At 72.9% G+C, this 26,182-nt stretch carries 25 protein-coding genes; 16 read left to right on the forward strand and 9 right to left on the reverse strand.

Annotation, left to right across the window (positions count from 1 at the left end; all coding sequences use genetic code 11):
• Positions 1 to 108: 108 nt before the first annotated feature.
• A complete protein-coding gene (locus tag AB0I68_RS32340; protein WP_363180931.1) occupies positions 109 to 1,230 on the reverse strand; it encodes a beta-eliminating lyase-related protein in 1,122 nt (373 codons plus the stop codon).
• 98 nt (positions 1,231 to 1,328) lie between these two features.
• Here AB0I68_RS32340 and AB0I68_RS32345 point away from each other — a divergent pair, with 98 nt between their 5' ends.
• From AB0I68_RS32345 to AB0I68_RS32370, 6 genes are all read left to right on the forward strand, one after another.
• A complete protein-coding gene (locus AB0I68_RS32345) occupies positions 1,329 to 2,279 on the forward strand; it encodes a DUF2520 domain-containing protein (protein WP_363180932.1) in 951 nt (316 codons plus the stop codon).
• A complete protein-coding gene (panC, locus tag AB0I68_RS32350; RefSeq protein ID WP_363180934.1) occupies positions 2,276 to 3,289 on the forward strand; it encodes a pantoate--beta-alanine ligase in 1,014 nt (337 codons plus the stop codon). The genes AB0I68_RS32345 and panC overlap by 4 nt, the downstream gene beginning before the upstream one ends.
• A complete protein-coding gene (locus AB0I68_RS32355) occupies positions 3,286 to 5,019 on the forward strand; it encodes an L-aspartate oxidase (RefSeq protein WP_363180935.1) in 1,734 nt (577 codons plus the stop codon). Before panC ends, AB0I68_RS32355 begins: the two co-directional genes overlap by 4 nt.
• Positions 5,016 to 6,008, forward strand: a complete 993-nt coding sequence (gene nadC, locus AB0I68_RS32360; RefSeq protein WP_363180937.1) for a carboxylating nicotinate-nucleotide diphosphorylase — start codon at positions 5,016 to 5,018, stop codon at positions 6,006 to 6,008. The genes AB0I68_RS32355 and nadC overlap by 4 nt, the downstream gene beginning before the upstream one ends.
• Positions 6,008 to 6,817 carry a type III pantothenate kinase gene (locus AB0I68_RS32365; RefSeq protein WP_363180939.1) on the forward strand — a complete coding sequence of 270 codons (810 nt, stop codon included), beginning with the start codon at positions 6,008 to 6,010 and terminating at the stop codon, positions 6,815 to 6,817. The genes nadC and AB0I68_RS32365 overlap by 1 nt, the downstream gene beginning before the upstream one ends.
• Positions 6,818 to 6,947: 130 nt before the next feature.
• Positions 6,948 to 7,685 carry a GntR family transcriptional regulator gene (locus AB0I68_RS32370; protein WP_363180940.1) on the forward strand — a complete coding sequence of 246 codons (738 nt, stop codon included), beginning with the start codon at positions 6,948 to 6,950 and terminating at the stop codon, positions 7,683 to 7,685.
• Between the two features lie 10 nt (positions 7,686 to 7,695).
• Here AB0I68_RS32370 and AB0I68_RS32375 read toward each other — a convergent pair whose 3' ends face one another.
• Positions 7,696 to 7,920 (reverse strand): hypothetical protein, encoded by a 225-nt coding sequence (locus AB0I68_RS32375; protein WP_363180941.1) that lies wholly within the window; start codon positions 7,918 to 7,920, stop codon positions 7,696 to 7,698.
• A gap of 108 nt (positions 7,921 to 8,028) precedes the next feature.
• Here AB0I68_RS32375 and AB0I68_RS32380 point away from each other — a divergent pair, with 108 nt between their 5' ends.
• Together AB0I68_RS32380 and AB0I68_RS32385 are read left to right on the forward strand one after the other, a co-directional pair.
• A complete protein-coding gene (locus tag AB0I68_RS32380) occupies positions 8,029 to 9,150 on the forward strand; it encodes a DUF5937 family protein (protein WP_363180942.1) in 1,122 nt (373 codons plus the stop codon).
• A gap of 220 nt (positions 9,151 to 9,370) precedes the next feature.
• A complete protein-coding gene (locus AB0I68_RS32385) occupies positions 9,371 to 10,924 on the forward strand; it encodes a M28 family metallopeptidase (RefSeq protein ID WP_363180943.1) in 1,554 nt (517 codons plus the stop codon).
• A 51-nt stretch (positions 10,925 to 10,975) separates the two neighbouring features.
• Here the strand turns inward: AB0I68_RS32385 and AB0I68_RS32390 are convergent, their stop codons facing one another.
• The gene (locus AB0I68_RS32390) at positions 10,976 to 11,953 is read right to left on the reverse strand and encodes an SAM-dependent methyltransferase (RefSeq protein WP_363180944.1); all 978 of its coding nucleotides are present in this window, start codon (positions 11,951 to 11,953) and stop codon (positions 10,976 to 10,978) included.
• Positions 11,954 to 12,060: 107 nt separating this feature from the next.
• On the opposite strand from AB0I68_RS32390, the gene AB0I68_RS32395 reads away from it, so the two are divergent.
• Together AB0I68_RS32395 and AB0I68_RS32400 are read left to right on the forward strand one after the other, a co-directional pair.
• Positions 12,061 to 13,263, forward strand: a complete 1,203-nt coding sequence (locus tag AB0I68_RS32395; protein ID WP_363180945.1) for a sensor histidine kinase — start codon at positions 12,061 to 12,063, stop codon at positions 13,261 to 13,263.
• A 17-nt stretch (positions 13,264 to 13,280) separates the two neighbouring features.
• Entirely contained in the window at positions 13,281 to 13,949 is a 669-nt protein-coding gene (locus AB0I68_RS32400) for a response regulator transcription factor (RefSeq protein WP_363180946.1), read from the forward strand.
• Between the two features lie 21 nt (positions 13,950 to 13,970).
• Here AB0I68_RS32400 and AB0I68_RS32405 read toward each other — a convergent pair whose 3' ends face one another.
• Positions 13,971 to 14,465, reverse strand: coding sequence for a PH domain-containing protein (locus tag AB0I68_RS32405; RefSeq protein WP_363180947.1), 495 nt, complete (start codon positions 14,463 to 14,465; stop codon positions 13,971 to 13,973).
• Between AB0I68_RS32405 and AB0I68_RS32410 the strand changes: the two genes are divergently transcribed.
• The 3 genes from AB0I68_RS32410 to AB0I68_RS32420 are packed head-to-tail and all read left to right on the forward strand — an operon-like array spanning position 14,464 to position 16,827.
• Entirely contained in the window at positions 14,464 to 15,606 is a 1,143-nt protein-coding gene (locus tag AB0I68_RS32410; protein WP_363180949.1) for an NADH-quinone oxidoreductase subunit D, read from the forward strand. The genes AB0I68_RS32405 and AB0I68_RS32410 overlap by 2 nt on opposite strands.
• A gap of 47 nt (positions 15,607 to 15,653) precedes the next feature.
• Complete coding sequence (locus AB0I68_RS32415) at positions 15,654 to 16,571, forward strand: arylamine N-acetyltransferase (protein WP_363180950.1); 918 nt, start codon at positions 15,654 to 15,656, stop codon at positions 16,569 to 16,571.
• A gap of 40 nt (positions 16,572 to 16,611) precedes the next feature.
• Positions 16,612 to 16,827, forward strand: a complete 216-nt coding sequence (locus AB0I68_RS32420; RefSeq protein WP_363180951.1) for a hypothetical protein — start codon at positions 16,612 to 16,614, stop codon at positions 16,825 to 16,827.
• A 30-nt stretch (positions 16,828 to 16,857) separates the two neighbouring features.
• Here the strand turns inward: AB0I68_RS32420 and AB0I68_RS32425 are convergent, their stop codons facing one another.
• The 4 genes from AB0I68_RS32425 to AB0I68_RS32440 form a co-directional block, all read right to left on the reverse strand.
• The gene (locus AB0I68_RS32425) at positions 16,858 to 17,913 is read right to left on the reverse strand and encodes a hypothetical protein (RefSeq protein ID WP_363180952.1); all 1,056 of its coding nucleotides are present in this window, start codon (positions 17,911 to 17,913) and stop codon (positions 16,858 to 16,860) included.
• A 101-nt stretch (positions 17,914 to 18,014) separates the two neighbouring features.
• Positions 18,015 to 18,995 (reverse strand): ABC transporter substrate-binding protein, encoded by a 981-nt coding sequence (locus AB0I68_RS32430; RefSeq protein ID WP_363180953.1) that lies wholly within the window; start codon positions 18,993 to 18,995, stop codon positions 18,015 to 18,017.
• A gap of 68 nt (positions 18,996 to 19,063) precedes the next feature.
• Complete coding sequence (locus tag AB0I68_RS32435; RefSeq protein WP_363180954.1) at positions 19,064 to 19,729, reverse strand: ABC transporter permease; 666 nt, start codon at positions 19,727 to 19,729, stop codon at positions 19,064 to 19,066.
• Between the two features lie 4 nt (positions 19,730 to 19,733).
• Entirely contained in the window at positions 19,734 to 20,474 is a 741-nt protein-coding gene (locus tag AB0I68_RS32440) for an ABC transporter permease (protein WP_363180955.1), read from the reverse strand.
• 154 nt (positions 20,475 to 20,628) lie between these two features.
• Here AB0I68_RS32440 and AB0I68_RS32445 point away from each other — a divergent pair, with 154 nt between their 5' ends.
• Positions 20,629 to 21,594, forward strand: coding sequence for an ATP-binding cassette domain-containing protein (locus tag AB0I68_RS32445; protein ID WP_363180956.1), 966 nt, complete (start codon positions 20,629 to 20,631; stop codon positions 21,592 to 21,594).
• A 111-nt stretch (positions 21,595 to 21,705) separates the two neighbouring features.
• Here AB0I68_RS32445 and AB0I68_RS32450 read toward each other — a convergent pair whose 3' ends face one another.
• Complete coding sequence (locus AB0I68_RS32450; RefSeq protein WP_363180957.1) at positions 21,706 to 22,815, reverse strand: alpha/beta hydrolase-fold protein; 1,110 nt, start codon at positions 22,813 to 22,815, stop codon at positions 21,706 to 21,708.
• A 152-nt stretch (positions 22,816 to 22,967) separates the two neighbouring features.
• Here AB0I68_RS32450 and AB0I68_RS32455 point away from each other — a divergent pair, with 152 nt between their 5' ends.
• Complete coding sequence (locus AB0I68_RS32455; protein ID WP_363180958.1) at positions 22,968 to 24,827, forward strand: phosphatidylglycerol lysyltransferase domain-containing protein; 1,860 nt, start codon at positions 22,968 to 22,970, stop codon at positions 24,825 to 24,827.
• Between the two features lie 479 nt (positions 24,828 to 25,306).
• Positions 25,307 to 26,179: a dihydropteroate synthase gene (gene folP / locus AB0I68_RS32460; protein ID WP_363180959.1), complete on the forward strand. Its 873-nt coding sequence runs from the start codon at positions 25,307 to 25,309 to the stop codon at positions 26,177 to 26,179.
• Positions 26,180 to 26,182: the final 3 nt, after the last annotated feature.

Here is a 26,182-nt window from a genome sequence, read left to right on the forward strand (position 1 = left end):
TCCCCGCCGTGCTTTTCCTCCCCCGGCCACCGCCGGGCGGCGTCCCCGCCCGGGGGCTCCGGGGCCCGCTCCCGAGCCCCGGAGCCTCAGATCCGGCGGGGCCGGATCTCAGTCGTGGAGGCGGGCCGTGAAGGCCTCCACTGCCTGGTGGACGTCTTCCGGGGTCCAGCTCAGGCCGGGTGAGGTGACCTCCAGCTCGGTCATCGACACGCCCGGGACCACCGTCGCGGACCAGCGGCGGAAGAGGACCGTGCCCGTCTCCTCCGCCAGCCGGGCCCCCGCCTCCGTCAGCCGGTCCGCCTCGTACGGCAGCCACACCTGGAACTGGTGCGTGTGCGGGACCTCCGGGTTGATGCGGAACCACGGGGTGCCCGCGGCGGCGAGGGCCTCGCCGAGCGCCGCGGCGACCACGCGCGCCCGGGCCACGTACGACGGCAGGCGCGGCAGCTCCCGGTCCAGGCCGGCCAGCGCCGACAGCGCCTGCGGGAACTGGCGGAAGATCTGGCCCCCGTACCGGTGGCGCCAGACCTTCGCCTCCGAGATCAGGGCGGCGGGCCCGGCCAGGGCCGCGCCGCTGAGGCCGCCGAGGGACTTGTAGAAGGACACGTACACCGAGTCCGCGAGCCCCGCGATCTCCGGCAGCGGCCGCCCGAAGTGCACCGTCGACTCCCACAGCCGGGCCCCGTCGAGGTGGACCACCGCGTCCCGCTCGCGGGCCGCTGCGACCAGGGCCTCCAGCTCCTCCCAGGACGGGAGCAGGAAGCCGGCGTCCCGCAGCGGGAGCTCCAGCATCAGCGTGCCGAAGGGCTCCGGCAGGTCCGCGACCTCCTCGGCCGTCGGCTGGCGCGGGTCCTTCGTCGGGTGCACCGTCCGCAGGCCCGAGACCAGCGACAGCGCACCGCCCTCCCACAGCTCCGGATGGCTCATCGGGTGCAGCGCGACGACCGGGTTCCCGGTCCGCCCCGCCCAGCAGCGCAGCGCGATCTGCTGGGCCATCGTCCCGGACGGGAAGAACGCAGCGTCCTCCATCCCCAGCAGCTCGGCCACCCGCAGCTCCAGCCGGGTCACGACGCCGTCCCCGTACAGGTCGGCCGCCTCGTCGGGATCCGGCGCCGCCAGACCCGACAGCAGTTCCCCGACCGTCGCCTCGCGCAGGCTGCGGGAGAGCATCCGCTCGGCGTTGCGCCCCGCCGCCACCAGCCGCTTCGTCAGATCGTCGTCACCAGTCATGCCCCCGATCATCGCCGACCGGCCAACACGCCCAGGGGCTAGCATGGCGGCGTATCGTCCGGTACCCCCCGCGGACTGGAACGGAAGGCCCTCCCCGCGTGAACGCACCCCATCAGACGGAGCCCCGGGATCCGTCCGACCGCCCTGCCCGGCTCACCGTCGGCGTCGTCGGCGCCGGCCGGGTCGGCCCCGCGCTGGCCCGCGCACTCCAGCAGGCCGGGCACCAGCCGGTCGCCGTGTCCGGCGTCTCCGACGCCTCCCGCCGCCGCGCCGCGCGGATGCTGCCCGACGTGCCGCTCGTACCGCCGGCGCAGGTACTGGAGCTGGCCGACCTGGTGCTGCTGACCGTGCCCGACGACGCGCTGCCGGCCCTCGTCGAGGGGCTCGCCGAGACCGGCGCGATCCGGCCCGGCCAGCTCCTCGTGCACACCTCCGGGCGGTACGGGGCCGCCGTACTGGACCCTGCCCGCCGCGCGGGCGCGCTCCCGCTGGCCCTGCACCCCGCGATGACCTTCACCGGCACCGAGGTCGACGTCCAGCGGCTCGCCGGCTGCTCGTTCGGCGTCACGGCCCCCGAGGAGCTGCGGCTCGCGGCCGAGGCCCTGGTGATCGAGATGGGCGGGGAGCCCGAGTGGATCGCGGAGGAGAACCGCCCGCTCTACCACGCGGCCCTCGCCCTCGGCGCGAACCACCTGGTCACCCTGGTCGCCCAGGCCATGGAGCTGCTGGACAAGGCCGGGGTCGGGCACCCCGCCCGGATGCTCGGCCCGCTCCTCGGCGCGGCCCTCGACAACGCCCTGCGCTCGGGTGACGCCGCGCTGACCGGCCCGGTGGCCCGCGGCGACGCCGGCACGGTCGCCGCGCACGTCTCGGAGCTGCGCAAGCACGCCCCCGGCTCGGTCGCCGGGTACCTGGCGATGGCCCGCACCACCGCCGACCGGGCCCTCGCGCACGGCCTCCTCAAGCCCGAACTCGCCGAGGACCTGCTCGGGGTGCTCGCCGACGGCGCGGACCACGTCAACGGCACCGAAGGGGACGACGGCCGGTGAACCACGACCTGCTGCTGATCGACACCGCGGAGGAGCTGCACAAGCTCCCGCGCACCGCAGAAGGCCCCCGCGCCGTCGTGATGACCATGGGCGCCCTCCACGACGGCCACGCCACCTTGATCCGCACGGCCCGCGAACAGGCGGGGCCCGAGGGCCAGGTCGTGGTCACCGTCTTCGTGAACCCGCTGCAGTTCGGGGCGAACGAGGACCTCGACCGCTACCCCCGCACCCTCGACGCCGACCTGGAGATCGCCCGGGAGGCCGGCGCGGACGCGGTGTTCGCCCCGGCCGTCGACGAGGTCTACCCCGGTGGCGACCCCCAGGTGCGGGTCAGCGCCGGCCCGATGGGCGAGCGCCTCGAAGGGGCCACCCGGCCCGGCCACTTCGACGGCATGCTCACCGTCGTCGCCAAGCTGCTCCACCTCACCCGCCCCGACCTGGCCCTCTTCGGCCAGAAGGACGCCCAGCAACTGGCCCTGATCCGGCGGATGGTCACCGATCTGAACTTCCCCGTCGAGGTGGTCGGCGTACCGACCGTCCGCGAGGAGGACGGGCTCGCGCTGTCGTCCCGCAACCGGTACCTCTCCGCCCAGGAGCGCCGCAGCGCCCTGGCCCTGTCGCGCGCCCTGTTCGCCGGGCAGGACCGGCTCGCCGCGCAGGCCGCGCTGCGCGCCCGCGCCGAGGCCTCCCCGGCCAGCGACGGGCGGGCCACCGCCCTCGCCCGGCTCGGCGAGATCCGGGCCTCCGCCGACGCGCACGCCGTGTCCGCCGTGTCCACCTCGGGCACCGGGCTGCCGGACGCCGTACGGGCCGCCGCACGGCACGTCCTGGAGGAGGCGGGCCGGCACGACCCGCCGCTGCTGCTGGACTACCTGGCACTGGTGGATCCGCAGGACTTCACCGACGTCGGCCCCGACTTCACCGGGCAGGCCGTGCTGGCCGTCGCCGCGAAGGTGGGGACGACCCGGCTGATCGACAACATCCCCTTGGAGTTCGGAGCACACACGTGAGCACCCGAGGCACAGGCACCGCCGGTACCGGCATACGGCTGCACGCCCCCGCCCCCGGCTGGGCCCTCGACGCCGACGTGGTGGTCGTCGGCTCCGGTGTCGCCGGCCTGACCGCCGCACTGCGCTGCGCCGCCGCCGGCCGCCGTACGGTCGTGGTCACCAAGGCCCGGCTCGACGACGGCTCCACCCGCTGGGCGCAGGGCGGGATCGCCGCGGCCCTCGGCGACGGCGACACGCCCGAGCAGCACCTGGACGACACGCTGGTCGCGGGCGCCGGGCTGTGCGACGAGGCCGCCGTACGGCTCCTCGTCACCGAGGGACCGGACGCCGTGCGCCGGCTCATCGCCACCGGGGCCGTCTTCGACACCTCCGCCGAGACCGGCGAGATAGAGCTGGCCCGTGAGGGCGGCCACCACCGCCGCCGGATCGCGCACGCGGGCGGCGACGCCACCGGCGCCGAGATCTCCCGGGCGCTGGTCGAGGCCGTCCAGCGAGCGGGCATCCGGACGGTCGAGAACGCCCTCGTACTGGATCTGCTGCAGGACGCGCAGGGCCGTACGGCCGGTGTCACGCTGCACGTCATGGGCGAGGGCCAGCACGACGGCGTCGGCGCCGTCCACGCGCCCGCCGTGATCCTGGCGACCGGCGGCATGGGCCAGGTCTTCTCGGCCACCACCAACCCGTCGGTGTCCACCGGCGACGGGGTGGCGCTCGCCCTGCGGGCCGGGGCCGAGGTCTCCGACCTGGAGTTCGTCCAGTTCCACCCGACCGTGCTCTTCCTCGGGCCGGACGCCGAGGGCCAGCAGCCGCTGGTCTCGGAGGCGGTCCGCGGCGAGGGCGCGTACCTGGTCGACGGCGAGGGCGTCCGCTTCATGGCCGGGCAGCACGAGCTGGCCGAGCTGGCCCCGCGCGACATCGTCGCCAAGGGCATCACGCGCCGCATGCAGGAGCAGGGCGCGCAGCACATGTACCTGGACGCCCGGCACTTCGGCGCGCAGATGTGGGAGCAGCGCTTCCCGACCATCCTGGCCGCCTGCCGCTCGCACGGCATCGACCCGGTGACCGAGCCCATCCCGGTCGCGCCCGCCGCGCACTACGCCTCCGGCGGCGTACGGACCGACCTGCACGGCCGGACCACCGTCCCCGGCCTGTACGCGTGCGGCGAGGTCGCCTGCACCGGCGTGCACGGCGCGAACCGGCTCGCCTCCAACTCCCTGCTGGAGGGCCTGGTCTTCGCCGAGCGGATCGCCGACGACATCGCCCGCAGCGCGCCCTCCGGCAACGGCCCCGGCATCCCGGTCCCCGCGACCGGCCCGCTCCAGCCCGCCGAGGCGCGGTACGAGGTCCAGCGCATCATGACGGACGGCGCGGGCGTGCTCCGCTCCGCCGAGTCCCTGCGCACCGCGGCCGCCGCTCTCGAGAACCTCTACGCGACGGCCCTGACGGCGCTGGAGACCGACGGCAAGACGGCTGTGCCCGGCACCGAGACCTGGGAGGCCACGAACCTTCTGTGCGTCGCCCGGGTGCTGGTCGCCGCCGCCCAGCGCCGTGAGGAGACCCGCGGCTGCCACTGGCGCGAGGACCACCCCGACCGGGACGACTCCGCCTGGCGCCGCCACCTCGTCGTCCGGCTGTCCGCCACCGAGAAGCGGGCCCTGGTCGTCACCCCCACCGACACCGCGGACTTTCCGTCCGTACAGCACCCCCTGAGCCAGGAGCAGTCATCGTGAGCACCCCCGAACAGCACGAGCACGAGCACGCGGAGCTGCCGCTCCTCGACGAGTCCGCGGGCGGCTGCGGCGACGACTGCGGCTGCGGCGACGGCGAGGAGAGCGGCCTGGACCCGGCGCTGGCCCAGCTGCTGGCCGACGCGGGCCTGGACCCCATCGAGGTCGAGGACATCGCCCACATGGCGATCTCCGAGGACCTGGACGGCGGGGTCGACGTGACCACGGTGGCCACCGTCCCCGAGGACGCCGTCGCGCACGCCGACTTCACGGCCCGCGAGGCGGGCACGGTCGCCGGCCTGCGCGTCGCCGAGGCCGTCCTCTCGGTCGTCTGCGAGGACGAGTTCGAGGTCGAGCGGCACGTCGAGGACGGCGACCGCGTGCAGCCCGGTCAGGTGCTGCTGACGGTCAAGGCCCGCACCCGGGACCTGCTCACCGGCGAGCGCAGCGCGCTGAACCTGCTGTGCCTGATGTCGGGTATCGCGACGGCGACCCGCACGTGGGCCGACGAGCTGGAGGGCACCGAGGCGAAGGTCCGCGACACCCGCAAGACCACGCCCGGCCTGCGCTCCCTGGAGAAGTACGCGGTGCGCTGCGGCGGCGGCGTCAACCACCGGATGTCGCTGTCGGACGCCGCACTGGTCAAGGACAACCACGTGATCGCGGCGGGCGGTGTCTCCGAGGCGTTCAAGGCCGTCCGTGAGCAGTTCCCCGACCTGCCGATCGAGGTCGAGGTGGACACCCTCCAGCAGGTGCGCGAGGCCCTGGACGCGGGCGCGGACCTGATCCTGCTCGACAACTTCACGCCGATCGAGACCGAGGAGGCCGTCGCGCTGGTCCACGGCCGCGCGGTGCTGGAGTCCTCGGGCCGCCTGACCATGGCCAACGCCCGTACGTACGCGGAGACGGGCGTCGACTACCTCGCGGTCGGCGGGCTCACGCACTCGTCCCCGATCCTGGACATCGGCCTGGACCTGCGCGAGGAGCGGTAATGCTGCTGACCATCGACGTCGGCAACACCCATACCGTGCTCGGCCTGTTCGACGGCGCCGAGATCGTCGAGCACTGGCGCATCTCCACGGACCCGCGCCGGACGGCCGACGAGATGGCCGTCCTGATGCAGGGCCTGATGGGCATGCACCCGATGCTCGGCAGCGAGCTGGGCGACGGCATCCACGGGATCGCGATCTGCTCGACGGTCCCGTCGGTGCTGCACGAGCTCCGCGAGGTGACCCGCCGCTACTACGGCGACGTCCCGGCGGTGCTGGTCGAGCCCGGCATCAAGACGGGCGTGCCGATCCTGATGGACAACCCCAAGGAGGTCGGCGCGGACCGCATCATCAACGCGGTCGCCGCCGTCGAGCTCTACGGCGGTCCGGCGATCGTGGTCGACTTCGGTACGGCGACCACGTTCGACGCGGTGTCCCCGAAGGGCGAGTACGTGGGCGGGGTGATCTCCCCGGGCATCGAGATCTCGATGGAGGCCCTCGGCGTACGGGGTGCCCAGCTCCGCAAGATCGAGCTGGCGCGGCCGCGCAACGTGATCGGCAAGTCCACGGTCGAGGCGATGCAGTCCGGCGTGGTCTACGGCTTCGCGGGACAGGTCGACGGGGTCGTGACCAGGATGGCCAAGGAGCTGGCCGGCCCGCACGGCGACCCGAGCGACGTCCGCGTGATCGCCACCGGCGGCCTGGCGCCGATGGTCCTCGGCGAGTCCTCGGTCATCGACGACCACGAGCCGTGGCTGACGCTGATCGGGCTGCGCCTGGTCTACGAGCGCAACGCGCCGAACTTCGACTGAGGCTGCGGAAGCCGCCCGCCCGGCGGGCGGCGGCCTGCCGCTCGTCTCACTCATCGCCGTTCTGAAGACTCGGGTTGGACCTGATGAATTAGCTTGGGCCCAACTCGTCGACAGGCACAGGACGGCTCATATGGCCCGTGATACGGCGTACTTGAAGGTGGCCGACGCGCTGCGCGCCCGGATCCGGGCCGAGGAGTGGCCCGTCGGCGCCAAGCTGCCGTCGCGGGCCCGGTTCGCCGAGGAGTACGCGGTCGGGCAGAGCGTCACGCAGCGCGCGCTGGAACTGCTGATCATCGAGGGGCTCCTGGAGGGCCGCGCGGGCTCGGGCACGTACCGGTGCGAGCCGCGCGAGCGGCTGCGCATAGTCCGCTCCCGGCGGCGCCGGCTGGCCGGGCTCGGCGGCGCGGGCGTGACGTGGGAGTCGCACTCCGCGGCCCGTACGCCGGCACCCGAGCGGATCGCGGAGCGGCTGGCCGTCCCGCCGGGCGACCCGTGCGTGCTCACCACGTACGAGTTCCTGTCCGAGGGCCGGCCGGTGGAGATCTGCGAGTCCTGGGAGCCGATGGCGGTCACGGACGGCACTCCGGTCGTACTGCCGGAGGCGGGCCCGTTCAAGGGCGCCGGGGTCATCGAGCGGATGCGCTCGATCGGCGTGCTGGTCGCCTCGTCGCTGGAGGTCCCCCGCCCGGCGCGCGCGAACCAGCGGCAGGCCAATCTGCTCGGCATCAGCGTCGGCGACCTGATCACCGAGATCGAGCGGACGTACTACGCGACGGACGGCCGGGCGGTGGAGACCGCCGACATCGTGGTCGCCGACCGCCGCTCCGAGATCGCGTACGAGATCGACTTCCACCCCGGGGACCGCTGACCGGGCCGCGTCACATGCCTCCCGGTGCGTGGGGGCCGCGCGGAGCCGCCAGCCGGCGCAGGGCGGCCCGCCAGGGGTGGCGGGCCTCCCGTCCGTCGAGGACGGCCTGGAACTGCTCGTACGTACGGGCCGCGCGCAGGACGGCGACGTCGTCGCGGCCCGGTGGCGGGGGCATCGGGGCGCCCTGCTGGGACGCCCGCCAGGTGTCTATGAGGTACTGCTCGATCGCTGTCATCCCTCCACACTGGACCTGCTCGCGCCACCCCGCACGACGATTGACGCTCCTCGTCAATCGATCCGTGTCAGTCCAGGTCACAGGCCTCCGACGGGTCAGAATGGGCCGATGAGCGTCACCATCGACATCGCCGGGCTCCCCGCGGAGCGCATCCGTTTCGCGCCCTCCCCTCTCTCCGAGCTCTGCATGGCGCTGCACGCACTCTCGCAGCCCGCCCACCACCCCGGCCTCGCCTCCTGGACCACCGCCACCTCGGCCGCGCTCGACCCCTGCCTCGCGGACCGGCTGCTGGAGGCCGAGTTCATGTGGCGCAGCTCCTTCTCCGACATCTTCATGGCCTTCGCGGGCATCCCCGGCGGCAGCGGCCTGCCCGCCGCGACGCTGGCCGAGGAGCTCGACGTACTCGACCGGATGGATGACGAGCGGTTCGTGACGGCCGCCCTGGAGCACTGCTGGCTGGCGCTGTACAACGAGGGTGGCGGGCCCTCCCCGCTGAAGAACCCGCAGGCCAGGGCCAAGGCGCTGGAGACGGCCGCCGCCCGCGGCCCGCGCCAGCTGGACTTCTCGCTGCGGCTGCTGGACGACACGGCTTCCGTACGGGTGTGGCTGCGGCGGCTCCTGGAGGAGTGCGACGAGGCGTTCTTCGCGGAGACCTGGCGGCGGATGGAGCCCGGGCAGAGCGCCGATGCCCGGCACAAGACCGAGGTCCTGCGCCGCAAGGGGCTGGCGCCGATGCTGAGCGAGGTGTCGACGGCGCTGAGCGTCGACGAGGCCGCCACCACCATCACCGTCGACAAGATGGTCCACGGCTCGGCGACCGCGACCGACCCGGAGATAGGCCCCGGCCTGGTCTTCGTGCCGACGAACTTCGGCTGGCCGCATCTGCTGGTGCTGCACGCGCCCGGCTGGATGCCGGTGGTCCACTATCCGCTCCGCTCCCCCGAACTGCCCGAGCCGGGTCCGGTGGAGCTGCTCCAGCGGCGGATGGCGGCACTGGCCCATCCGATGCGGATGATGCTGTGCCGGAGTCTGGCCCGGGCCCCGTACACGACGAGCGAGCTGGCGACCGTGCACGGGATCACGGCGCCGGAGGTGTCGCGGCACCTGTCGGCGATGAAGAAGGCGGGCCTGCTGCACACCTGGCGCCAAGGGCGTTATGTCCAGCACCAGTTGGATCTGGCAGTGGTCGCCCGGATCGGCTCGGAGTTCATCGAGGGCATCCTGCGCTGACGGCGGCAGCCGGCCCCGGCCCGCCCCTCCGGCGGCACAACACCCCGGACGGTGGCCGGATATGGACGGCGCGGATTCACCGATATGCGGAATTCACCAACCGGAATCAGCGAAACTCTGGCCAGACCGGCCACGTGGTCTATACCGTGCCTCCACCGCTCCCCCACGTACCGCGCACCGCTTCCGTCTGTCTGCTCGTACTTGTCGTGGAAGGACCTCCATGCCCTCACGCCGTATAGCCGCAGCAACCGCCGCCCTGGCCGCCGCGGCCCTCGTCTCCCCGCTGGTGCTCGCCGGGCCGGCCGGCGCGACCGGCAGCCCGCAGAGCGATGCCGCGCGGGGCGACGCGCTGGCCAGGAAGCTGGTCAAGGACTCGACCGGCAAGGGTGCCAACACGCATCTGAAGGTCTTCCAGGCCATCGCCGACTACAACAAGGGCACCCGTGTGGCCGGTTCCAAGGGCCACGTGCAGTCCGCCCAGTACGTCGAGGCCGTGATGAAGGCGGCCGGGTACAAGGTCTCGAAGAACGAGTTCGATTTCGTGTACGTCGAGACGATCGCCGAGACCCTGAAGGTCAACGGCGCGGGCGGGCGCGACGTCCCGATCAAGCTGATGACGTACACGGCGAGCGGCCCGGCGGACGGGGTGAAGGCGCAGATCGCCGTCGCCCCCGTGGACGCGGACGGGACGAACGGCTGCGAGCCGGGCGACTTCGCGGCGGGCGCCTTCACGGGCAGGATCGCGCTGGTCAAGCGCGGCGGCTGCAGCTTCGCCGCCAAGCAGGCCAACGCGGCGGCGGCCGGCGCGGTCGGCGCGATCATCTACAACAACACCGAGGGCGCCCTGGGCGGCACCCTGGGCGCGGCGGACGCGGGCAAGGTCCCGACCGGCGGCGTCTCCAAGGCCGAGGGCGAGCGGCTGGCCGCCGAGGCCGCGGCGGGGCCGGTCGAGGTCACCCTCGACATCCGCGAGTTCCGGGAGAACCGCAAGACGTACAACGTCATCGCGGAGACGAGGGGCGGCGACGAGAACAACACCGTCTTCCTCGGCGCGCACCTCGACTCGGTCGCGGCGGGCCCCGGCATCAACGACAACGGGTCCGGCTCGGCCGGCATCCTCCAGGTCGCGCAGCGCCTCGCGAGCAGCCAGAACAAGATCAAGAACAAGGTCAAGTTCGCCTGGTGGTCGGCGGAGGAGTTCGGGCTGCTCGGCTCCGAGGCGTACGTCGGCGGTCTGAGCGACGCGCAGAAGAAGCAGGTCAGGCTCTACCTGAACTTCGACATGATCGCCTCGCCGAACGCCGCGTACTTCGTCTACGACGGCGACGACTCGGACAAGGTCGGCTCGGGCCCCGGCCCCGAGGGCTCGGCGCAGCTGGAGAAGGGCATCACCGACTTCCTCGACGCGCAGAAGATCCCGCACGAGGGCTCGGACTTCACGGGCCGCTCGGACTACGGCCCGTTCATCGGGGCGGGCATCCCGTCGGGCGGTACGGACACCGGCGCCGAGGGGATCAAGACGGCGGAGCAGGCGGCGAAGTTCGGCGGCCAGGCGGGTGTCGCGTACGACGTGAACTACCACGGCAAGGGTGACGACATCACCAACATCGACCAGAAGGCGCTCGACATCAACGTCGACGTCATCGCGAACGCGGTCGGCCACTACGCGTTCGACCTGGCACCGCTCTCGCAGCCGGTCGTCTCGAAGCCGACCACCGGCGGCGCCGCCGGCGGCGGCCTCCGCCCGGGCCACGACCACGACGCCACGGAGTAACGCCCAGCCGCTGCGCGGGGCGGGGACGAGCCCCGCGCAGCGGAGCCGGGGTCAGGCCGGCCAGGGGGAGACGCCGACCGGCTGGACCAGCCAGCCGAAGTCGCCGAGCCCGCCGCGGGCGGTGAGCTCGGCCGCCTCCCCGGCCGAGGCGAGGGCCCGGACGTACCCCGCCGGGTCGGACGAGGCCAGGGCCAGCGGCGGGCGGGCGCCCGACACTCCGAGGGCGGCCAGCGCCTCGCGCTGGCTCAGCAGCACCGCTTCCGGGCCCGCACAGGCATCGAGCGCCACGTGCGCCGTGACGTCGCAGCTCCCGTCCGGGACGGGCGGGACCTCCCGGCCGCCCCGGAATCCGGTCAGCGTGCCGTACGGGGGCCGGGCCTCCCGGGTGTGGGCGTAGTCCACCGCCACCGCCAGCCCCCGGTCCACCGTGGCGACGGCCCCCGCCCAGGCCTCGTCGCGCGGCCGGCCGATCTCGGCGCGGCCTGCGCCCGGCCACCACCGCTCCAGCCACTCCAGGTCCGCGCCGTCCACCGCCGGGCCGGGGCTCTCCGTACCGTCCCGGGCGACCAGGACGTAGCGCCCGTCCTCCGCGGTTTCCAGCGGTACGTTGTCCAGCCACTCGTTGGCGAACAGCAGCCCCGTCGTCCCTTCGGGCGGTACGGGGACCCACCGGATCCGCGGGTCGAGGCCGTCCGGCCGCTCCGCCCGCTCCACCGCGTACGGGCGCACCCGCGCCGCGACCTCCGCCGGGAGCGCGCCGAGCACCCCGGTCAGCAGTTCCCCCCGCCCGGCCCCGACGTCGACCAGGTCCAGCCCCTGCGGGTGCCCGAGCTCCGCGTCCACCCACCGGAGCAGGCGGGCCACCGCCCCCGCGTACAGCGGCGAAGCGTGCACGGAGGTGCGGAAGTGCCCGGCCGGCCCCGGCCCGCCCGGCCGCACGTAGAACCCGTCCGGCCCGTAGAGCGCGGCCTCCATCGCCGTCCGCCACCGAACCGGAACCGGATCCGCAGCTTCTCCCTGAGTGCTCATCCCCGAAAGGTTAAGCTCGGCCTCCACCTTGGGGAGTACACCTCCGTCACACGGATCGCACCTGTGGTTGACTTCAGCACCTATCTCCCTTGCCTACTCTGGGTTACGTGCAGCGCCTCTACGACTTCCTCCGCAGACACCCGACGGGCGTCGACAGCTTCTGGGCTGTCCTCCTGTTCGGGATCGCGATGCTGGAGGTCGCCGGCAACGGCGTCAACAGCACCATCACGAAGCTGATCGCCGTCCCCTCCGTGATCGCGATGGGCCTCGTCATGGCCCTGCGCCGCCGATGGATCCTGCCGATGTTCTGGCTGGCCGTCGGCACCGGCGTCTACAAACTGCTCACCCACACCGACGTGAACACGGCGGACTTCGGGATGCTGATCATCCTGTACACGGTCGCGGCCTCGGCCGAGGTCTCGCGCCGGGTGTCCCGTACCGCGCTCGCCATCGGGTTCACCGCCGCCCCGCTCTACGCCCTGCGCTTCCACGTGGACAAGGGCAGCACCTCGGACAACGTCTTCTTCACCCTGTTCGCCATCGTCCCGTTCGTCCTCGCCTGGGTGCTCGGCGACTCCCTGCGCACCCGCCGGGCCTACTACGCCCAGCTCGTCGAGCGGAACCAGCGCCTGGAGAAGGAGCGCGAGGCCCAGGCCAAGGTGGCCGTCGCCGCCGAGCGCGCCCGGATCGCCCGCGAGCTGCACGACGTCGTCGCGCACAACGTCTCGGTGATGGTGGTCCAGGCGGACGGCGCCGCGTACGTCATGGACGTGGCCCCGGATCAGGCCAAGGAGGCCCTGCAGACCATCTCCGGCACCGGCCGCCAGGCGCTGGCCGAGATGCGCCGCCTGCTGGGCGTGCTGCGCACCGGGGAGCCGCAGGAGTCCGAGGACTACGTGCCCCAGCCGGACGTCGAGCAGATCGAGGTCCTGGTCGAGCAGGTGCGGGCGGCCGGCCTCACGGTGGACTTCGAGGTCGAGGGCGCACCGCGCCGGCTGCCCAGCGGCGTCGAGCTCACCGCGTACCGGATCGTGCAGGAGGCGCTCACGAACACCCGCAAGCACGGCGGCCCCGATGCCAAGGCGAGCGTCCGGCTGGTCTACTTCGACGACGGGCTCGGCCTGCTGGTCGAGGACGACGGCCGGGGGGCGGCCCACGAGCTGTACGAGGACGGCGGCGCCGACGGCGCCGGGCACGGGCTGATCGGCATGCGCGAGCGGATCGGCATGGTCGGCGGCACCCTGGACGCGGGCCCGCGGCCCGGTGGCGGCTTCCGGATCAGCGCACTGCTCCCGCTCAAGAAGAGATGACGAGGTCGAGGTAACTGATGTCCATCCGAGTGATGCTGGTCGACGACCAGGTGCTGCTGCGCACGGGCTTCCGCATGGTGCTCGCCGCCCAGCCGGACATGGAGGTCGTCGCCGAGGCCGGCGACGGCCTGGAGGCGCTGGAGGTGCTGCGGGCCACGAAGGTGGACGTGGTGCTGATGGACGTCCGGATGCCGAAGCTCGACGGGGTCGAGGCCACCCGCCGGATCTGCGAGCGGGACGAGCACCCCGACGTGATCATCCTGACCACCTTCGACCTGGACGAGTACGCCTTCTCGGGTCTGAAGGCGGGCGCGAGCGGGTTCATGCTGAAGGACGTGCCGCCGGCGGAGCTGCTGGCCGCGATCCGCTCGGTGCACAGCGGCGACGCGGTGGTGGCCCCGTCCACGACCCGGCGGCTGCTGGACCGCTTCGCGCCGATGCTGCCGACGACCACGCAGGAGCCGCAGCACAAGGAGATCGAGCGGCTGACGGAGCGCGAGCGCGAGGTCATGCTGCTGGTGGCCCAGGGCTTGTCGAACGGCGAGATCGCCGCCCGCCTGGTCCTGTCCGAGGCCACGGTGAAGACGCACGTGGGCCGCATCCTGACCAAGCTGAGCCTGCGCGACCGCGTGCAGGTGGTGGTCCTCGCGTACGAAACGGGCCTGGTCCGCGCCGGCGGCGCCTGACGGCCCCGGCCCGGGCCGCGGTCAGGTCATCCAGCGGTCCGGGCGGGCGTCCGCGCGGGAGGTGCGGGAGCGGGCCGCCTGGGCGTCCAGCAGGCCGGCGGCCTCGGCCGCCGGTCGCAGACGGGCCAAGCGCCGCTCCAGCGGCCCCGAGGTCACCTCGACCAGCTGCATCCGCCCGTACGGGACCACGGTCTGCGCCCGCCACAGCACCCCGCGGCTGATCAGCAGGTCGTCGGCGCGCTCGGCGTACCGCCAGGACCGCCGGTTGCGGCCGAGCAGCACCCGGCCCCAGACCAGGACGGCCGGCCAGAACGCCCCCGCGGCCGCCCAGGCCGGGCCGGCCGTCAGCCCCAGCAGCAGCGCGGTCCCGGCCGCGAGCGGCACCGTCCAGATCACCAGCAGCAGCCTCCGCAGAGTGAGCAGCCCGTCCGGCAGCCCCACCCACTCGGGTCGGCTCGTCCCACCCGCAGTCCCCGTTTCCACGGGCTCGGCGTAGGGCTGCGAGAATGCGGCCATGACGGAGACCACGGTCGGCATCGGCGGAGCGGCGGAGAGCACCGACATGGTGCTCAACATCGGCCCCCAGCACCCTTCCACGCACGGCGTGCTGCGCCTGCGCCTCGTCCTGGACGGCGAGCGGATCGTCAGCGCCGATCCGGTCGTCGGCTATATGCACCGCGGTGCCGAGAAGCTCTTCGAGGCGCGCGACTACCGGCAGATCGTGATGCTCGCGAACCGCCACGACTGGCTGTCCGCGTTCTCCAACGAGCTCGGCGTGGTCATGGCGGTCGAGCGGATGCTCGGCATGGAGGTCCCCGAGCGGGCCGTGTGGATGCGGACCCTGCTCGCCGAGTTGAACCGGGTGCTGAACCACCTGATGTTCCTCGGGTCATACCCGCTCGAACTGGGCGGAATCACCCCGATCTTCCATGCGTTCCGCGAGCGCGAGGAGCTCCAGGCCGTCATGGAGGAGATCTCCGGCGGCCGCATGCACTACATGTTCAACCGCGTCGGCGGCCTCAAGGAGGACCTCCCGGCCGGCTGGCTCGGCCGGGCGCGCGCCGCGATCGCCGACGTCCGCACCCGCATGGACGTGTACGACAAGCTGGTCCACGGCAACGAGATCTTCCGCGGCCGTACGCGCGGGGTGGGCGTCCTGCCCCCCGAGGCGGTGCACGCGTACGGGGTCTCCGGGCCGATCGCCCGCGCCTCCGGCGTCGACTTCGACCTGCGGCGCGACGAGCCGTACCTGGCGTACGGGGAACTGCAGGACGTCCTGAAGGTGGTCACCCGCACCGAGGGCGACTGCCTCGCCCGCTTCGAGTGCCTGCTCGACCAGACCCACAACGCGCTCGACCTCGCGGTCGCCTGCCTGGACCGGATGGCCGAGCTGCCGCCCGGGCCGATCAACCAGCGCCTCCCGAAGGTGCTGAAGGCGCCCGAGGGGGCCACGTACGCCTGGACCGAGAACCCCCTCGGCATCAACGGCTACTACCTCGTCTCCAAGGGCGAGAAGACCCCGTACCGGCTGAAGCTGCGCTCCGCCTCGTACAACAACATCCAGGCGCTGTCGGTGCTGCTGCCCGGCCAGCTCGTCGCGGACATGGTGGCGATCCTGGGCTCGCTGTTCTTCGTCGTGGGCGATATCGACAAGTAGCCGGAACTCCCGCGATTCCGCAGGGGGTTTGTGCTTAGGGTGCAGGGATGACCCCAGGCGTATACGACGGCTACCTGCGGCGGCTCGGCTTCCCGCAGCCGCCCCGGCCCACCGTGGAGTCGCTCTTCGCGCTCCAGCGCGCGCACCTCGAGCGCATCCCCTACGAGAACCTCGACATCCAGCTCGGCCGGCCGCCCGGCATCGCCCCCGAGCTGTCCGTCCGGCGCTTCGCGGCCGGGCGCGGCGGGTACTGCTTCCACCTCAACGGCGCCTTCGCGCTGCTCCTGGAGGCCCTCGGCTTCGAGGTGACCCGGCATCTCGCGGGTGTCCTCGGCCCGGCGGACCGCGAGCGCCGCGACGTCAGCGGCGACCACCTCGCGCTGACCGTCCGGGTCGGCGGGGAGGAGTACTTCGTCGACGCGGGGCTCGGCGACGGCCCGTACGAGCCGCTGCCGCTGCGCGCCGGTACGCACCGGCAGGGGGAGTACACGTACGGGCTGGGCCCGCTGGAAGGGGACGAGCCCGGCTGGAGGTACGTCAACGAGGCGAGCCCCTGCCCGGCGGTCAACATCCTCTCGGCGCCGGCGGCGACGGCCGACTTCGAGGCGACGCACGTGCGGCTGTCGACCGCGCCGGACTCGGGCTTCGTACGGACCCTCGCGCTGCTGCGGCGCGACGCGGACGGCGTCGACGCGCTGCGGGGGCGGGTGCTGAGCCGGATCGACCCGGTGAAGGGGACGAGCGAGCGGGTCCTGGACACGCCCGGGGAGTTCTGGGCGGTGGTGGGCGGGCTCTTCGAGCGGCAGCTCGACGATCTGACACCGGCGGACCGGACGGCGCTGTGGGACCGGGTGTGCGCGGCCCACAAGGCGTGGCTGGCCGACCGGGCGAAGCCCGGCGGGGCCGAGGCCGACGGGGCCGAGGCCGACGGGGCCGAGGCCGACGGGGCGGGGTCAGAGGGCTGATGCCGGTGCCGATGTCGGTGTGGGGGTGCAGACTTGGGGCATGTCCCACTCCCCCCGACGGGCCTGTCCCGCATGCGGGCGCGACTGCGCCGTGACCGCCGGCCGGATCGCCCGCCACGACCCTCCCGCCGGGCGGGCCCGCGGCGACCTGGTGTCCTGCCCCGGATCCCGGGCGCGGGTGGTGCTCGGGGCGTCGGCGCCGACGCTGGCCGGCTTCGTCCTGTCGGAACTGCCGGGGCAGCTGCCGCTGTTCTGAACTCGCCGCTCGGCCTGTCCGGCGGCGCCGCTAGGAGATGGCGGTGCGCAGCCGGACGACGTCGATCGGCTCGGTCTCGTCGTGGGCCGTCAGGTCGATGACCTGGCCCACCGCGCGCTGTTCGGGGGTGGCCGGCTTGAAGCCCTGCTCCTTGACCGGCAGCTCTGCGGCGGCCTGGGCCGACTCCGCGTTGTGCACCGCGAGGGCCTCCGCACCGACCACGTCGGCCAGGTCCTCGTTCTGGACCGATTCGATCACCGCACGGGCCTGGGCCGCGGTCTTGGTGCCGAAGAAGTCGAAGCCGCCCTCGACGCGGGACGCCGAGCGGCGTGCGGCCGAGTACGGGGCCACCGCCGAGGCCTGCCGGCGCGCCGGGACCGCCGCCGCCGGAGCGCCAGCGGTGGCGCCCGTACGGGAGTGCGGCTCACCGGCCGCAGACCCGGCCTCCAGCGCCTTGGGCTCGGCGCCCTTGCCCTCCAGCATCTTCGGCCGGGCCGACTCGGCCTCCGCCTTGCGGGCGAGGGCCGTCATCGCCGCATGGGCCCGGGCGTAGCCGACGCTGGTCGGCGCGCCGCTCGACGTGCGCTCCTCGGACACCGGCGGGAGCTCCTTCGCCGCCGCCGGGGCCGCGGAGGCCTCGATGGCGAGCAGTCGGCGGCCCTCCAGGGCGCTCGCCCGCTCGGTCTCGGCGGTCGCGTACCGCCGCAGCAGCGCCGCGTGCTCGCCGCGCAGGCCCGCCAGTTCGACCCGCTTGGCCCGCAGCTTCGCGTCGAGCTTGGCGCGCAGTACCCGGGCTTCTTCGAGGTCGGACTCGAGCTCGGCTATCCGCTCTTCGGTCTTCCACTCGTCCTTGACCCGCTCGCGCGCGAGTTCCGCGACACGGCGCCCGGCCGCTCGGTCCCAGGCGCGCATGACGACGGCGCCGGCCACGCCCGCGCTCGCCGCCAGGGCCACGAGCAGGCGCAGTGGCAAAGGTTCCGCGATCAGCCAGGCCGCGGCCGCACTGGCGACGGAAACTCCGGCCACGGTCGTCGGCGTGAGCAGCCGGTGCAGGGGTTCGGGATTGCGGTGGCGTCCACGGGGCATGGCCTGAAATTTACAGGGCGTGGGGGTCGAGTGGGGTAACTGCCCGGCAATCTGTGGCCGGGCAGTTACCTGTCATTTCTCCACCAAACCCGTAACTACCGCTACTTCGTCAGGCCCTTCGCCTTCAGATAGGCCTTCGCAACGTCCGCCGGCTTCTCGCGCAGGGCGTCCACCCGGTGGTTCATGTCCGTCAGCTCGACGGTGTTGAACGCCTTGGTCACCTTGTCGAGGGCGGCCGCGATCTCCGGGGATCCCGCGTCCTTGGCGTTGACCACGGGCAGGACGTTGTCGGCGTTCTGGAGCTTCTTGTCGTCCTCCAGCAGGACCAGGCCGAAGCTGTCGAGCGTGGCGTCCGTGGTCGTGGTGAGGACCAGCTGGTCCACGCCGTCCTTGACCGCCTGCTTGGCCTGCGGGCTGCCGACGCCCTTCGGGTCGATGCCGGAGACGTCGATTCCGTAGGTCTTCTTCAAGCCCGGTGCGCAGAAGGGCCGCACGGCGCATTCGTCGCCCGCCGCGATCTTCACCTTCAGCCCCGACTTGCCGAGATCGGAAAGCGTCCTCAGGTTGTTCTTCTGGGCGAATTCCTTCGACACCGCGAACGCGTTCTGGTCGACCGCGGGGCCGGCCGGGAGCACCTTCAGGCCGAGGGGGCCCGCCAGCTTCTCCAGCCCCGCCACCGTCGCCGTCACGTCGCTCGACGCGACCGGCTTCTCCTCGGGCGCCTTCGGCCCGTTCACCTTCGCGTTGAGGAACTCCGCGAGGGTGGCCGCGTACTCCGGGACGACGTCGATCTCGCCCTTCTCCAGCGAGGGCTCGTACAGCTCGCGGTTGCTCACCGTGGTGATCGACGTGCTGTAGCCCGCGTCCCGGAGCACCTGCGCGTACATCTCCGCCAGCACGGTGGACTCGGTGAACCCGGCGGAGCCGATGACCACCTTGCCCTTGCCGGACCCCGAGTCCGCGGGCGCGGCTGCGCCGGCGTCCTTGCTCTTCTCCAGGCTGTCGCCGTTGCACGCGGCGAGCGAGACGGTCAGGGCCGCCGCCCCCAGTACCGCGCCGAGGACGCGCGTGGACTTGCTCATCTTTTGCTCCTCCAAGGGAGTGGGAACGACAAACGACAGGGAAGGACCCGCGGGGCCGGCCGGACGGGTCAGCGAGCCGCCGGCCGCGGGAACAGCCGGTCCGCCGCCACCAGGGCGCCCTCGACCAGCAGGGCGAGCGCCGCCACCAGCAGGGCCCCCGCGACGACCTGCGGCGTGTTGTACGTGTTGAAGCCGGCGGTGATGATCCTGCCGAGGCCGCCCTGGCCGACCATGGCCGCGATCGTGGCCGTGGCGATCACCTGGACGGCGCCCGAGCGCAGCCCCGTCATCACCAGCTCGCGGGCGAGCGGCAGTTCCACCCGCCAGAAGAGCTGGCCGCCGGACATGCCCATGCCCCGGGCGGCCTCCACCACCGAGCGGTCCACCTCGCGCACGCCGACGTACGCATTGGTCAGCAGCGGTGGCACGGCGAAGAGCACGAGTGCGGCGATGGTGGGCAGATAGCCCGCACTGCGCAGCGGCGAGACCATGAACAGGGCCAGCACCGCGAAGACGGGGACCGCCCGCCCGACGTTGGACACGTTGACCGCGAGCGCCCCGCCCTTGCCGAGGTGGCCGAGCCACAGGCCGACCGGGAGGGCCACCGCGCAGGCGATGGCGAGGGAGATCCCGCTGACGTAGACGTGCTCGCCGAGCCGGTGCCACACCCCGTTCTCCCCGGACCAGTTGGCGCCGTTCGCCAGCCAGTCCCAGGCCTGTCCCATCACGCCCATCGCCTCAGGCCCCCTTCGCCGTCCGCGTCGCGCGCGTGGCCCGCGCGGCCTGTTTCGCCCTCGCCGCCCGGGGCGCCCGCGTCGCGCGTGTCCACGGCGTGAGCAGCCGCTGTACGCCGAGCAGCAGCAGATCCGCCACCAGCGCGAGCAGCACGCACAGCACGGAGGCGGTGAGCACCTGGGCCTTGAAGGAGCTGTTGACCGCCGGGGCGATGAGGTTGCCGAGGCCGCCCTTGCCGACGATGGAGCCGACGGTGGTCAGCGCCACCGTGGACACCGTGGCGATCCGCACCCCGGCGAGCAGCGCGGGCAGCGCCAAGGGCAGTTCGACCTGCCACAGCAGCCGTGCGGGCCCGTAGCCCATGCCGCGCGCGGCCTCCCGCACCTCCTCGGGGACGGCTTCCAGGCCGGCCATCGCATTGCGGACCAGGATGGTCAGCGAGTACAGCACCAGGCCGGTCACCACCAGCGACGCCGACAGCCCGAACAGCGGCAGCAGCAGGGAGAACATCGCGAGCGAGGGGACCGTGTAGAGCAGGGTGGTCAGGCCCAGCACGGGCGCGGCCCAGCGCCGGCCGCGGCGGGCCAGCAGGGCCAGCGGGAGGGAGACGGCGAGGCCGATAAGCACCGACACGCCCGTGATCCACACGTGTTGGACCGTGGCGTCGGTGAGCTCCTGGGAGCGGGAGGTGACGTAGTCCCAGCAGATCCAGTCGTTCGCCACCAGGCAGTTCTGCCCGGCCATGCCCCTCACCCCCTGCCGCCGCTGCGTACACCCGTCCGAATGAGCGCGCTCAGGAGCGACCTTAACCCCCGACGCCGACAATGGCCGGAATCCTTCGCAGGGGGGTAATACTCCCGTCACAACCAACGCGGCGCGGGTAGGGAAGGATGGCGGTGTGATCCGATTCGAGCATGTGACCAAGCGCTACCCCGACGGGACGACGGCCGTCGAGGACCTGTCCTTCGAGGTGGCGGAGGGCGAGCTGGTCACCCTCGTGGGCCCGTCCGGCTGCGGCAAGACCACCACCATGAAGATGGTCAACCGGCTCATCGAGCCTACCTCCGGCCGGATCCTGCTCGGCGGCGAGGACATCGCGAGCGCCGATCCGGTGGAGCTGCGCCGGCACATCGGGTACGTCATCCAGCAGGTCGGGCTGTTCCCGCACAAGACGGTGCTGGAGAACACCGCGACCGTGCCGCAGCTGATCGGCACCCCCAAGGCGAAGGCCCGCGCCCGGGCGGCCGAGCTCCTCGAACTGGTGGGGCTGGACCCGGCCGTGTACGGGGGCCGGTACCCGGAGCAGCTGTCCGGCGGGCAGCGCCAGCGCGTCGGCGTCGCCCGCGCCCTCGCGGCCGATCCGCCGGTGCTGCTGATGGACGAGCCGTTCGGGGCGGTGGACCCGGTGGTCCGCGAACGCCTCCAGAACGAGTTCCTGGCGCTGCAGAGGACGGTGCGCAAGACGATCCTGCTGGTCACGCACGACCTGGAGGAGGCGATCCGGCTCGGCGACCGCATCGCCGTCTACGGCGCGGGCACCATCGAGCAGTTCGCCCGCCCGGCCGCGGTGCTGGGCGCGCCGGCCACCGAGTACGTCGCCTCCTTCGTCGGCGCGGACCGGGGCCTCAAGCGGCTCGCGGTCACCCCCGTCGAAAGGGCCGACCTGAAGGCGACGGCGGACGGGACGGCCCCGGGCGCGTCGGTGGCGCTGGGGGCGACCCTGCGCGAGGCGCTGGCGGCGCTGCTCCAGGAGGACTCGGGCCGGATCGGGGTCACGGACCCGGACACCGGCGCGCTGGTCGGCGTACTGACCCCGGAGGGCGTCCACCAGGCCCTGCGCCGGGCCCAGTTGCAGGAGGCGTAGGGCAGGCGCCGCAGAGGCGGCGGCCCCGCGCCGGCACGGGCTCGGAACGACGTGTGACCGGCCTCGTCGGGGCCGGTCACGGTCACGCTGGCGGGGCCGTCCCGCCGGGGGTCAGGCCTGGATGCGGTTGCTCATCCACACCAGCATCGGCGCGATCTCGCGGCGCCAGGTGTTGAAGTTGTGGCCGCCGCTGTCGAGGATGATCGAGGAGACCCGGTCCGAGCCCTTGACCAGCTTGATGAACTTCTTGGTGTCGCCGAGGTTCGGCTCGCCCTGCTCGCTGCTGGTGACCAGGAAGGACGTACCCGACGGCTTCTTGTTCTCGATGCTGTGCAGGATGTCCGCGCGCTTCTTCAGCTTGTCGTCGCCCTGGAACAGGTTGCCCGTCGTCGCGTCGTTCGCGGCGTCGTAGTACGCGGACAGACCCGCGGCGGCGCCGAAGGTCTGCGGGTAGTGCGCGGCGATCTTCAGGGCGCAGTAGCCGCCCGTGGAGTTGCCGATGAAGCCCATGTTCTGCGGCTTCTTGCCGACGCGGAAGGTGTCCTGGATGGCCTGCGGCAGGTCCTCGGCGAAGAAGGTCTCGGTCTGCGGTCCGCCGGGTATGTCCACGCACTCGGTGTCACGCGGCGGCGCGATCGTCGGGCGCAGCATCACCAGGATCATCGGCTTCATCTTGCCCGCCTTGGCCTGCTTGAAGGCCGTCATCGGGTAGTTCAGCCCTTTGATCAGGTTCTCGGCGGTGCCCGGGTAGCCCGTCAGCACGATGGAGGCCGGAAAGTTCTTGTCCTTGTGCTGCGGCTGGAAGTACTCCGGCGGCAGCCACACGTACCCGGGGCTCGTTATTTTCGACTTCTGCCCGGTTATGGCAACCTTCAGGATCTGTCCGCCCACCTGGGGCTGGGCGCCGCCCGGCACGTCGAGCTTCTGCTTGTCGACGACCTTGATGTCCTTGCTGCTCATCGAGTGGTCCACGACCTTGCCGACAGATGTCTGCTGGCCGAACAGGTCCGCCCACGAGCCGTAGAAGGAGAAGGACTTGTTCGCCGCCAGGCCTACGGCCGAGAACAGCGCCAGCTGGGTCGCGAGCAGGAGGCCGATCCGGCCGAGCAGCGCACGCCAGGTGCTGCCCGAGAGCCGGGGCCAGAACCACACCGTGGCGGCGAACAGCAGCACACCGGCGATGATGGCCAGCGCCAGAACCGTATTACTGGTGAGACCCATGAGCAGTCAGTCGACTTTCTGATGGCAGGGCTAGATTTTCTCGGCGGAAGAGTGAACCCGCTCGACCCCGATGTCGTCCTAGTGGACGCACCACACTCCGGAGGCTGTCGCGGCCTTCGGCCACATGATCTCTCGCGGAGCAACGGGAAGCGATGTCTAGCAGGATAGATGGCGATAAGTCGGGACAGGTTCCGAAGCAGGTCCGCCGAATCTTCCGCGGCCCACGACCGGAGTCGGTGCCCGGCCTTGTAGGTACGGCCGTCATGATCGTCGGCCTTCTGGACATCGCGGCGGGAGTGTTCCCGCGGTTCCGGCACAGCCGGTTCCACGCGGTCACCGAGGTGCTGCCCGGCTCGCTGGGCCCGTTCGCAGCCGCCCTCGCCATCAGCGCGGGCGTCCTGCTCCTCCTGCTCGCCCACGGCCTCAAGCGCCGCAAGCGCCGTGCCTGGCGGGCCGCCGTCGTCCTGCTCCCGGCCGGGGCCGTGGCGCAGTTCACGTACCGGCACTCCATCATCGGCGTGGTCATCGCGGCCGTCCTCCTCGGGCTGATCGTGCGGCACCAGAGTGAATTCAAGGCGCTGCCGGACCCGCGCAGCCGCTGGAAGGCACTCGCCAACTTCGTGCTGATGAGCGCCGGCTCCATCGGCCTGGGCCTGGTCATCGTCAACTCCCATCCGAGCCGCGTCGTCGGCCATCCGGGTATTTACGAGCAGATCAGCCATGTCGTGTACGGGCTCTTCGGCTTCGAGGGCCCCGTCGACTACTCCGGCCGTGTGTCCTGGACCGTGGGCTACTCCCTCGGCGCCCTCGGCATGCTGACCGCGCTCACCACCATCTACCTGGCCTTCCGCCCCGAGCACCCGGCCGCCCGGCTCACCGCCGACGACGAGGTCAAGCTGCGCGAGCTGCTGGCCAAGCACGGCGGCCGCGACTCCCTCGGCCACTTCGCGCTCCGCCGCGACAAGGCCGTCGTCTTCTCCCCCAGCGGCAAGGCCGCCGTCACCTACCGCGTCGTCTCCGGCGTGATGCTCGCCTCCGGCGACCCCATCGGCGACGTCGAGGCCTGGCCCGGCGCCATCGAGCGGTTCATGGAGGAGGCCAAGGCCCACTCCTGGACCCCGGCCGTCGTGGGCTGCAGCGAGACCGGCGGCGAGGTCTGGACCCGCGAGACCGGACTGGACGCCCTGGAGCTGGGCGACGAGGCGATCGTCGACGTCAAAGACTTCTCCCTCGCCGGCCGTCCCATGCGCAACGTCCGCCAGATGGTGAAGCGGATCGAGCGCAACGGCTACACCACCCGGGTCCGCCGGGTCAGCGAGCTGACCGAGGAGGAGCTGGAGCAGGTCCGCGGCGCGGCCGAGGCCTGGCGCGGCACCGACACCGAGCGCGGGTTCTCCATGGCGCTGGGCCGGGTCGGCGAGGAGGGCGACGGCGACTGCTTCATCGCCACCGCGCACCGCGTGGAGGAGGGCGACACCAGCCCCTTCGGCGACCTCAAGGCCGTCCTGCACTTCGTCCCGTGGGGCAAGGACGGCATGTCGCTGGAGCTGATGCGGCGTGACCGCGCCGCCGACCCCGGCATGAACGAGCTGCTGATCGTGGCCTCGCTGGAGGCCTGCCCCGGGCTGGGGATCGAGAAGGTCTCGCTGAACTTCGCGATGTTCCGCTCGGCCCTCGCCCGCGGTGAGAAGATCGGCGCCGGCCCGGTGCTGCGGATGTGGCGCGGCCTGCTGGTCTTCCTGTCCCGCTGGTTCCAGATCGAGTCGCTGTACAAGTTCAACGCGAAGTTCCGCCCCCGCTGGGAGCCGCGCTTCATGGTCTACCGCACCAGCCGCGACCTGCCCCGCATCGGCTTCGCCGTGATGCAGGCCGAGGGCTTCGTGACGGTGGCCCTGCCCCGGCTGTTCGCCAGCCGGCGTCCCCCCAAGCCGGTCCGCACCTGCGCCCACACCCACCCGAGCGCCACGGTCCCGGCCCAGGCCCAGCCCGAACGCGAGATCCAGGTCGCCTGACCCTGGCCGGGCGGCCGCCCCCGCCCCGCCACCCCGAAGCCCGGCACCCCACGGTGCCGGGCTTCACGCATCCCGCCCCCGAACGGCCCGGCCGCAGCCGCGGCAGCCGAGCGGCTCGGCCCCCGACGCCGCGGCGCCGAAGGGGAGCCCGGCCCCGGAGGACGGGGAGCCCGGGACGCGGGCCCGGGCGCGGGCCCCGGAGGGGGAGCCCGGGAAGGCAGGGACCGGCCGGGAAGAGCAGGGCGCGGTCCGGGGCTCGGGCCCCGGAGGGCAGAGCGCGGACCCGGAGGGCAGAGCGCGGACCCGGAGGGGGGCCCGCTGCGGCCGCGCGGCGGAGCCGCCGGGGCCCGCCGCCGCGCCAGCCCGGACGGCGGAGCCAAGGCCGCCGCCCGGCCAAGGGCGCGCGGCGCGGACGGGCGGCCCGGCCAGGGCGGTGGCCGCGTACCGCCCGGCCAGGGCGGCGGCCCTACCCTGGAGCCATGAACATCAAGCGCGGGGCCACCGGCAGGGGCCGGGTCGCAGGCCTGCCGGAATGGGACCGCTGCGGGGTCATGGGCGTCGTCAACGTCACCCCCGACTCCTTCTCCGACGGCGGGCGCTGGTTCGACACCACCGCCGCCGTCAAGCGCGGCCTCGACCTCGTCGCCCAGGGCGCCGACCTCGTCGACGTCGGCGGCGAGTCCACCCGCCCGGGCGCCACCCGCGTCGACGAGGAGGAGGAGCTGCGCCGCGTCGTCCCCGTCGTGCGCGGCCTGGCCTCCGAGGGGGTCACCGTCTCCGTCGACACCATGCGCGCCTCCGTCGCCGCCCAGGCCGTCGCCGCCGGCGCCCTGCTGGTCAACGACGTCAGCGGCGGCCTCGCCGACCCCGGCATGATCCCGGCCGTCGCCGCCGCCGAAGTCCCGTTCGTGGTGATGCACTGGCGCGGCTTCAGCGACGGCATGAACAGCCTCGCCGTCTACGAGGACGTCCTCGCGGAGGTCACCGCCGAGCTCCGGACCCGCATCGACGCCGTCGTGGCCGGCGGGATCGCCCCCGAGCGGCTCGTCGTCGACCCCGGCCTCGGCTTCGCGAAGAACGCCGAGCACGACCTCGCCCTGGTCGCCCACCTCCCCGAACTGCGCGCCCTCGGCTTCCCGCTGCTGGTCGCCGCGTCGCGCAAACGATTCCTCGGCCGGGTCCTGGCCGGCGCCGCCGACGCCGCCCCGCCGCCCGCCCGCGAGCGCGACGCCGCCACCGCCGCCGTCTCCGCCATCGCCGCCCACCAGGGCGCCTGGGCCGTCCGGGTCCACGAGGTACGGGCCACCGCCGACGCGGTTCGGGTGGCCCGCGCCGTGGAAGGGGCCCTGTGATCC

This window comes from Streptomyces sp. NPDC050448, from assembly GCF_040655295.1.
Taxonomy (GTDB): domain Bacteria; phylum Actinomycetota; class Actinomycetes; order Streptomycetales; family Streptomycetaceae; genus Streptomyces.

Coding starts and splice junctions, on each gene's coding strand:
- AB0I68_RS32340 (WP_363180931.1), bottom strand. CDS start 1,230: ATGACTGGTGACGACGATCTGACGAAGCGGCTGGTGGCGGCGGGGCGC.
- AB0I68_RS32455 (WP_363180958.1), top strand. CDS start 22,968: ATGTCTAGCAGGATAGATGGCGATAAGTCGGGACAGGTTCCGAAGCAG.
- AB0I68_RS32375 (WP_363180941.1), bottom strand. CDS start 7,920: ATGACAGCGATCGAGCAGTACCTCATAGACACCTGGCGGGCGTCCCAG.
- AB0I68_RS32415 (WP_363180950.1), top strand. CDS start 15,654: ATGACCCCAGGCGTATACGACGGCTACCTGCGGCGGCTCGGCTTCCCG.
- AB0I68_RS32435 (WP_363180954.1), bottom strand. CDS start 19,729: ATGGGCGTGATGGGACAGGCCTGGGACTGGCTGGCGAACGGCGCCAAC.
- AB0I68_RS32390 (WP_363180944.1), bottom strand. CDS start 11,953: ATGAGCACTCAGGGAGAAGCTGCGGATCCGGTTCCGGTTCGGTGGCGG.
- AB0I68_RS32400 (WP_363180946.1), top strand. CDS start 13,281: ATGTCCATCCGAGTGATGCTGGTCGACGACCAGGTGCTGCTGCGCACG.
- AB0I68_RS32450 (WP_363180957.1), bottom strand. CDS start 22,815: ATGGGTCTCACCAGTAATACGGTTCTGGCGCTGGCCATCATCGCCGGT.
- AB0I68_RS32425 (WP_363180952.1), bottom strand. CDS start 17,913: ATGCCCCGTGGACGCCACCGCAATCCCGAACCCCTGCACCGGCTGCTC.
- AB0I68_RS32420 (WP_363180951.1), top strand. CDS start 16,612: ATGTCCCACTCCCCCCGACGGGCCTGTCCCGCATGCGGGCGCGACTGC.
- AB0I68_RS32430 (WP_363180953.1), bottom strand. CDS start 18,995: ATGAGCAAGTCCACGCGCGTCCTCGGCGCGGTACTGGGGGCGGCGGCC.
- AB0I68_RS32405 (WP_363180947.1), bottom strand. CDS start 14,465: ATGGCCGCATTCTCGCAGCCCTACGCCGAGCCCGTGGAAACGGGGACT.
- folP (WP_363180959.1), top strand. CDS start 25,307: ATGAACATCAAGCGCGGGGCCACCGGCAGGGGCCGGGTCGCAGGCCTG.
- AB0I68_RS32370 (WP_363180940.1), top strand. CDS start 6,948: ATGGCCCGTGATACGGCGTACTTGAAGGTGGCCGACGCGCTGCGCGCC.
- AB0I68_RS32365 (WP_363180939.1), top strand. CDS start 6,008: ATGCTGCTGACCATCGACGTCGGCAACACCCATACCGTGCTCGGCCTG.
- AB0I68_RS32385 (WP_363180943.1), top strand. CDS start 9,371: ATGCCCTCACGCCGTATAGCCGCAGCAACCGCCGCCCTGGCCGCCGCG.
- AB0I68_RS32380 (WP_363180942.1), top strand. CDS start 8,029: ATGAGCGTCACCATCGACATCGCCGGGCTCCCCGCGGAGCGCATCCGT.
- AB0I68_RS32410 (WP_363180949.1), top strand. CDS start 14,464: ATGACGGAGACCACGGTCGGCATCGGCGGAGCGGCGGAGAGCACCGAC.
- AB0I68_RS32440 (WP_363180955.1), bottom strand. CDS start 20,474: ATGGCCGGGCAGAACTGCCTGGTGGCGAACGACTGGATCTGCTGGGAC.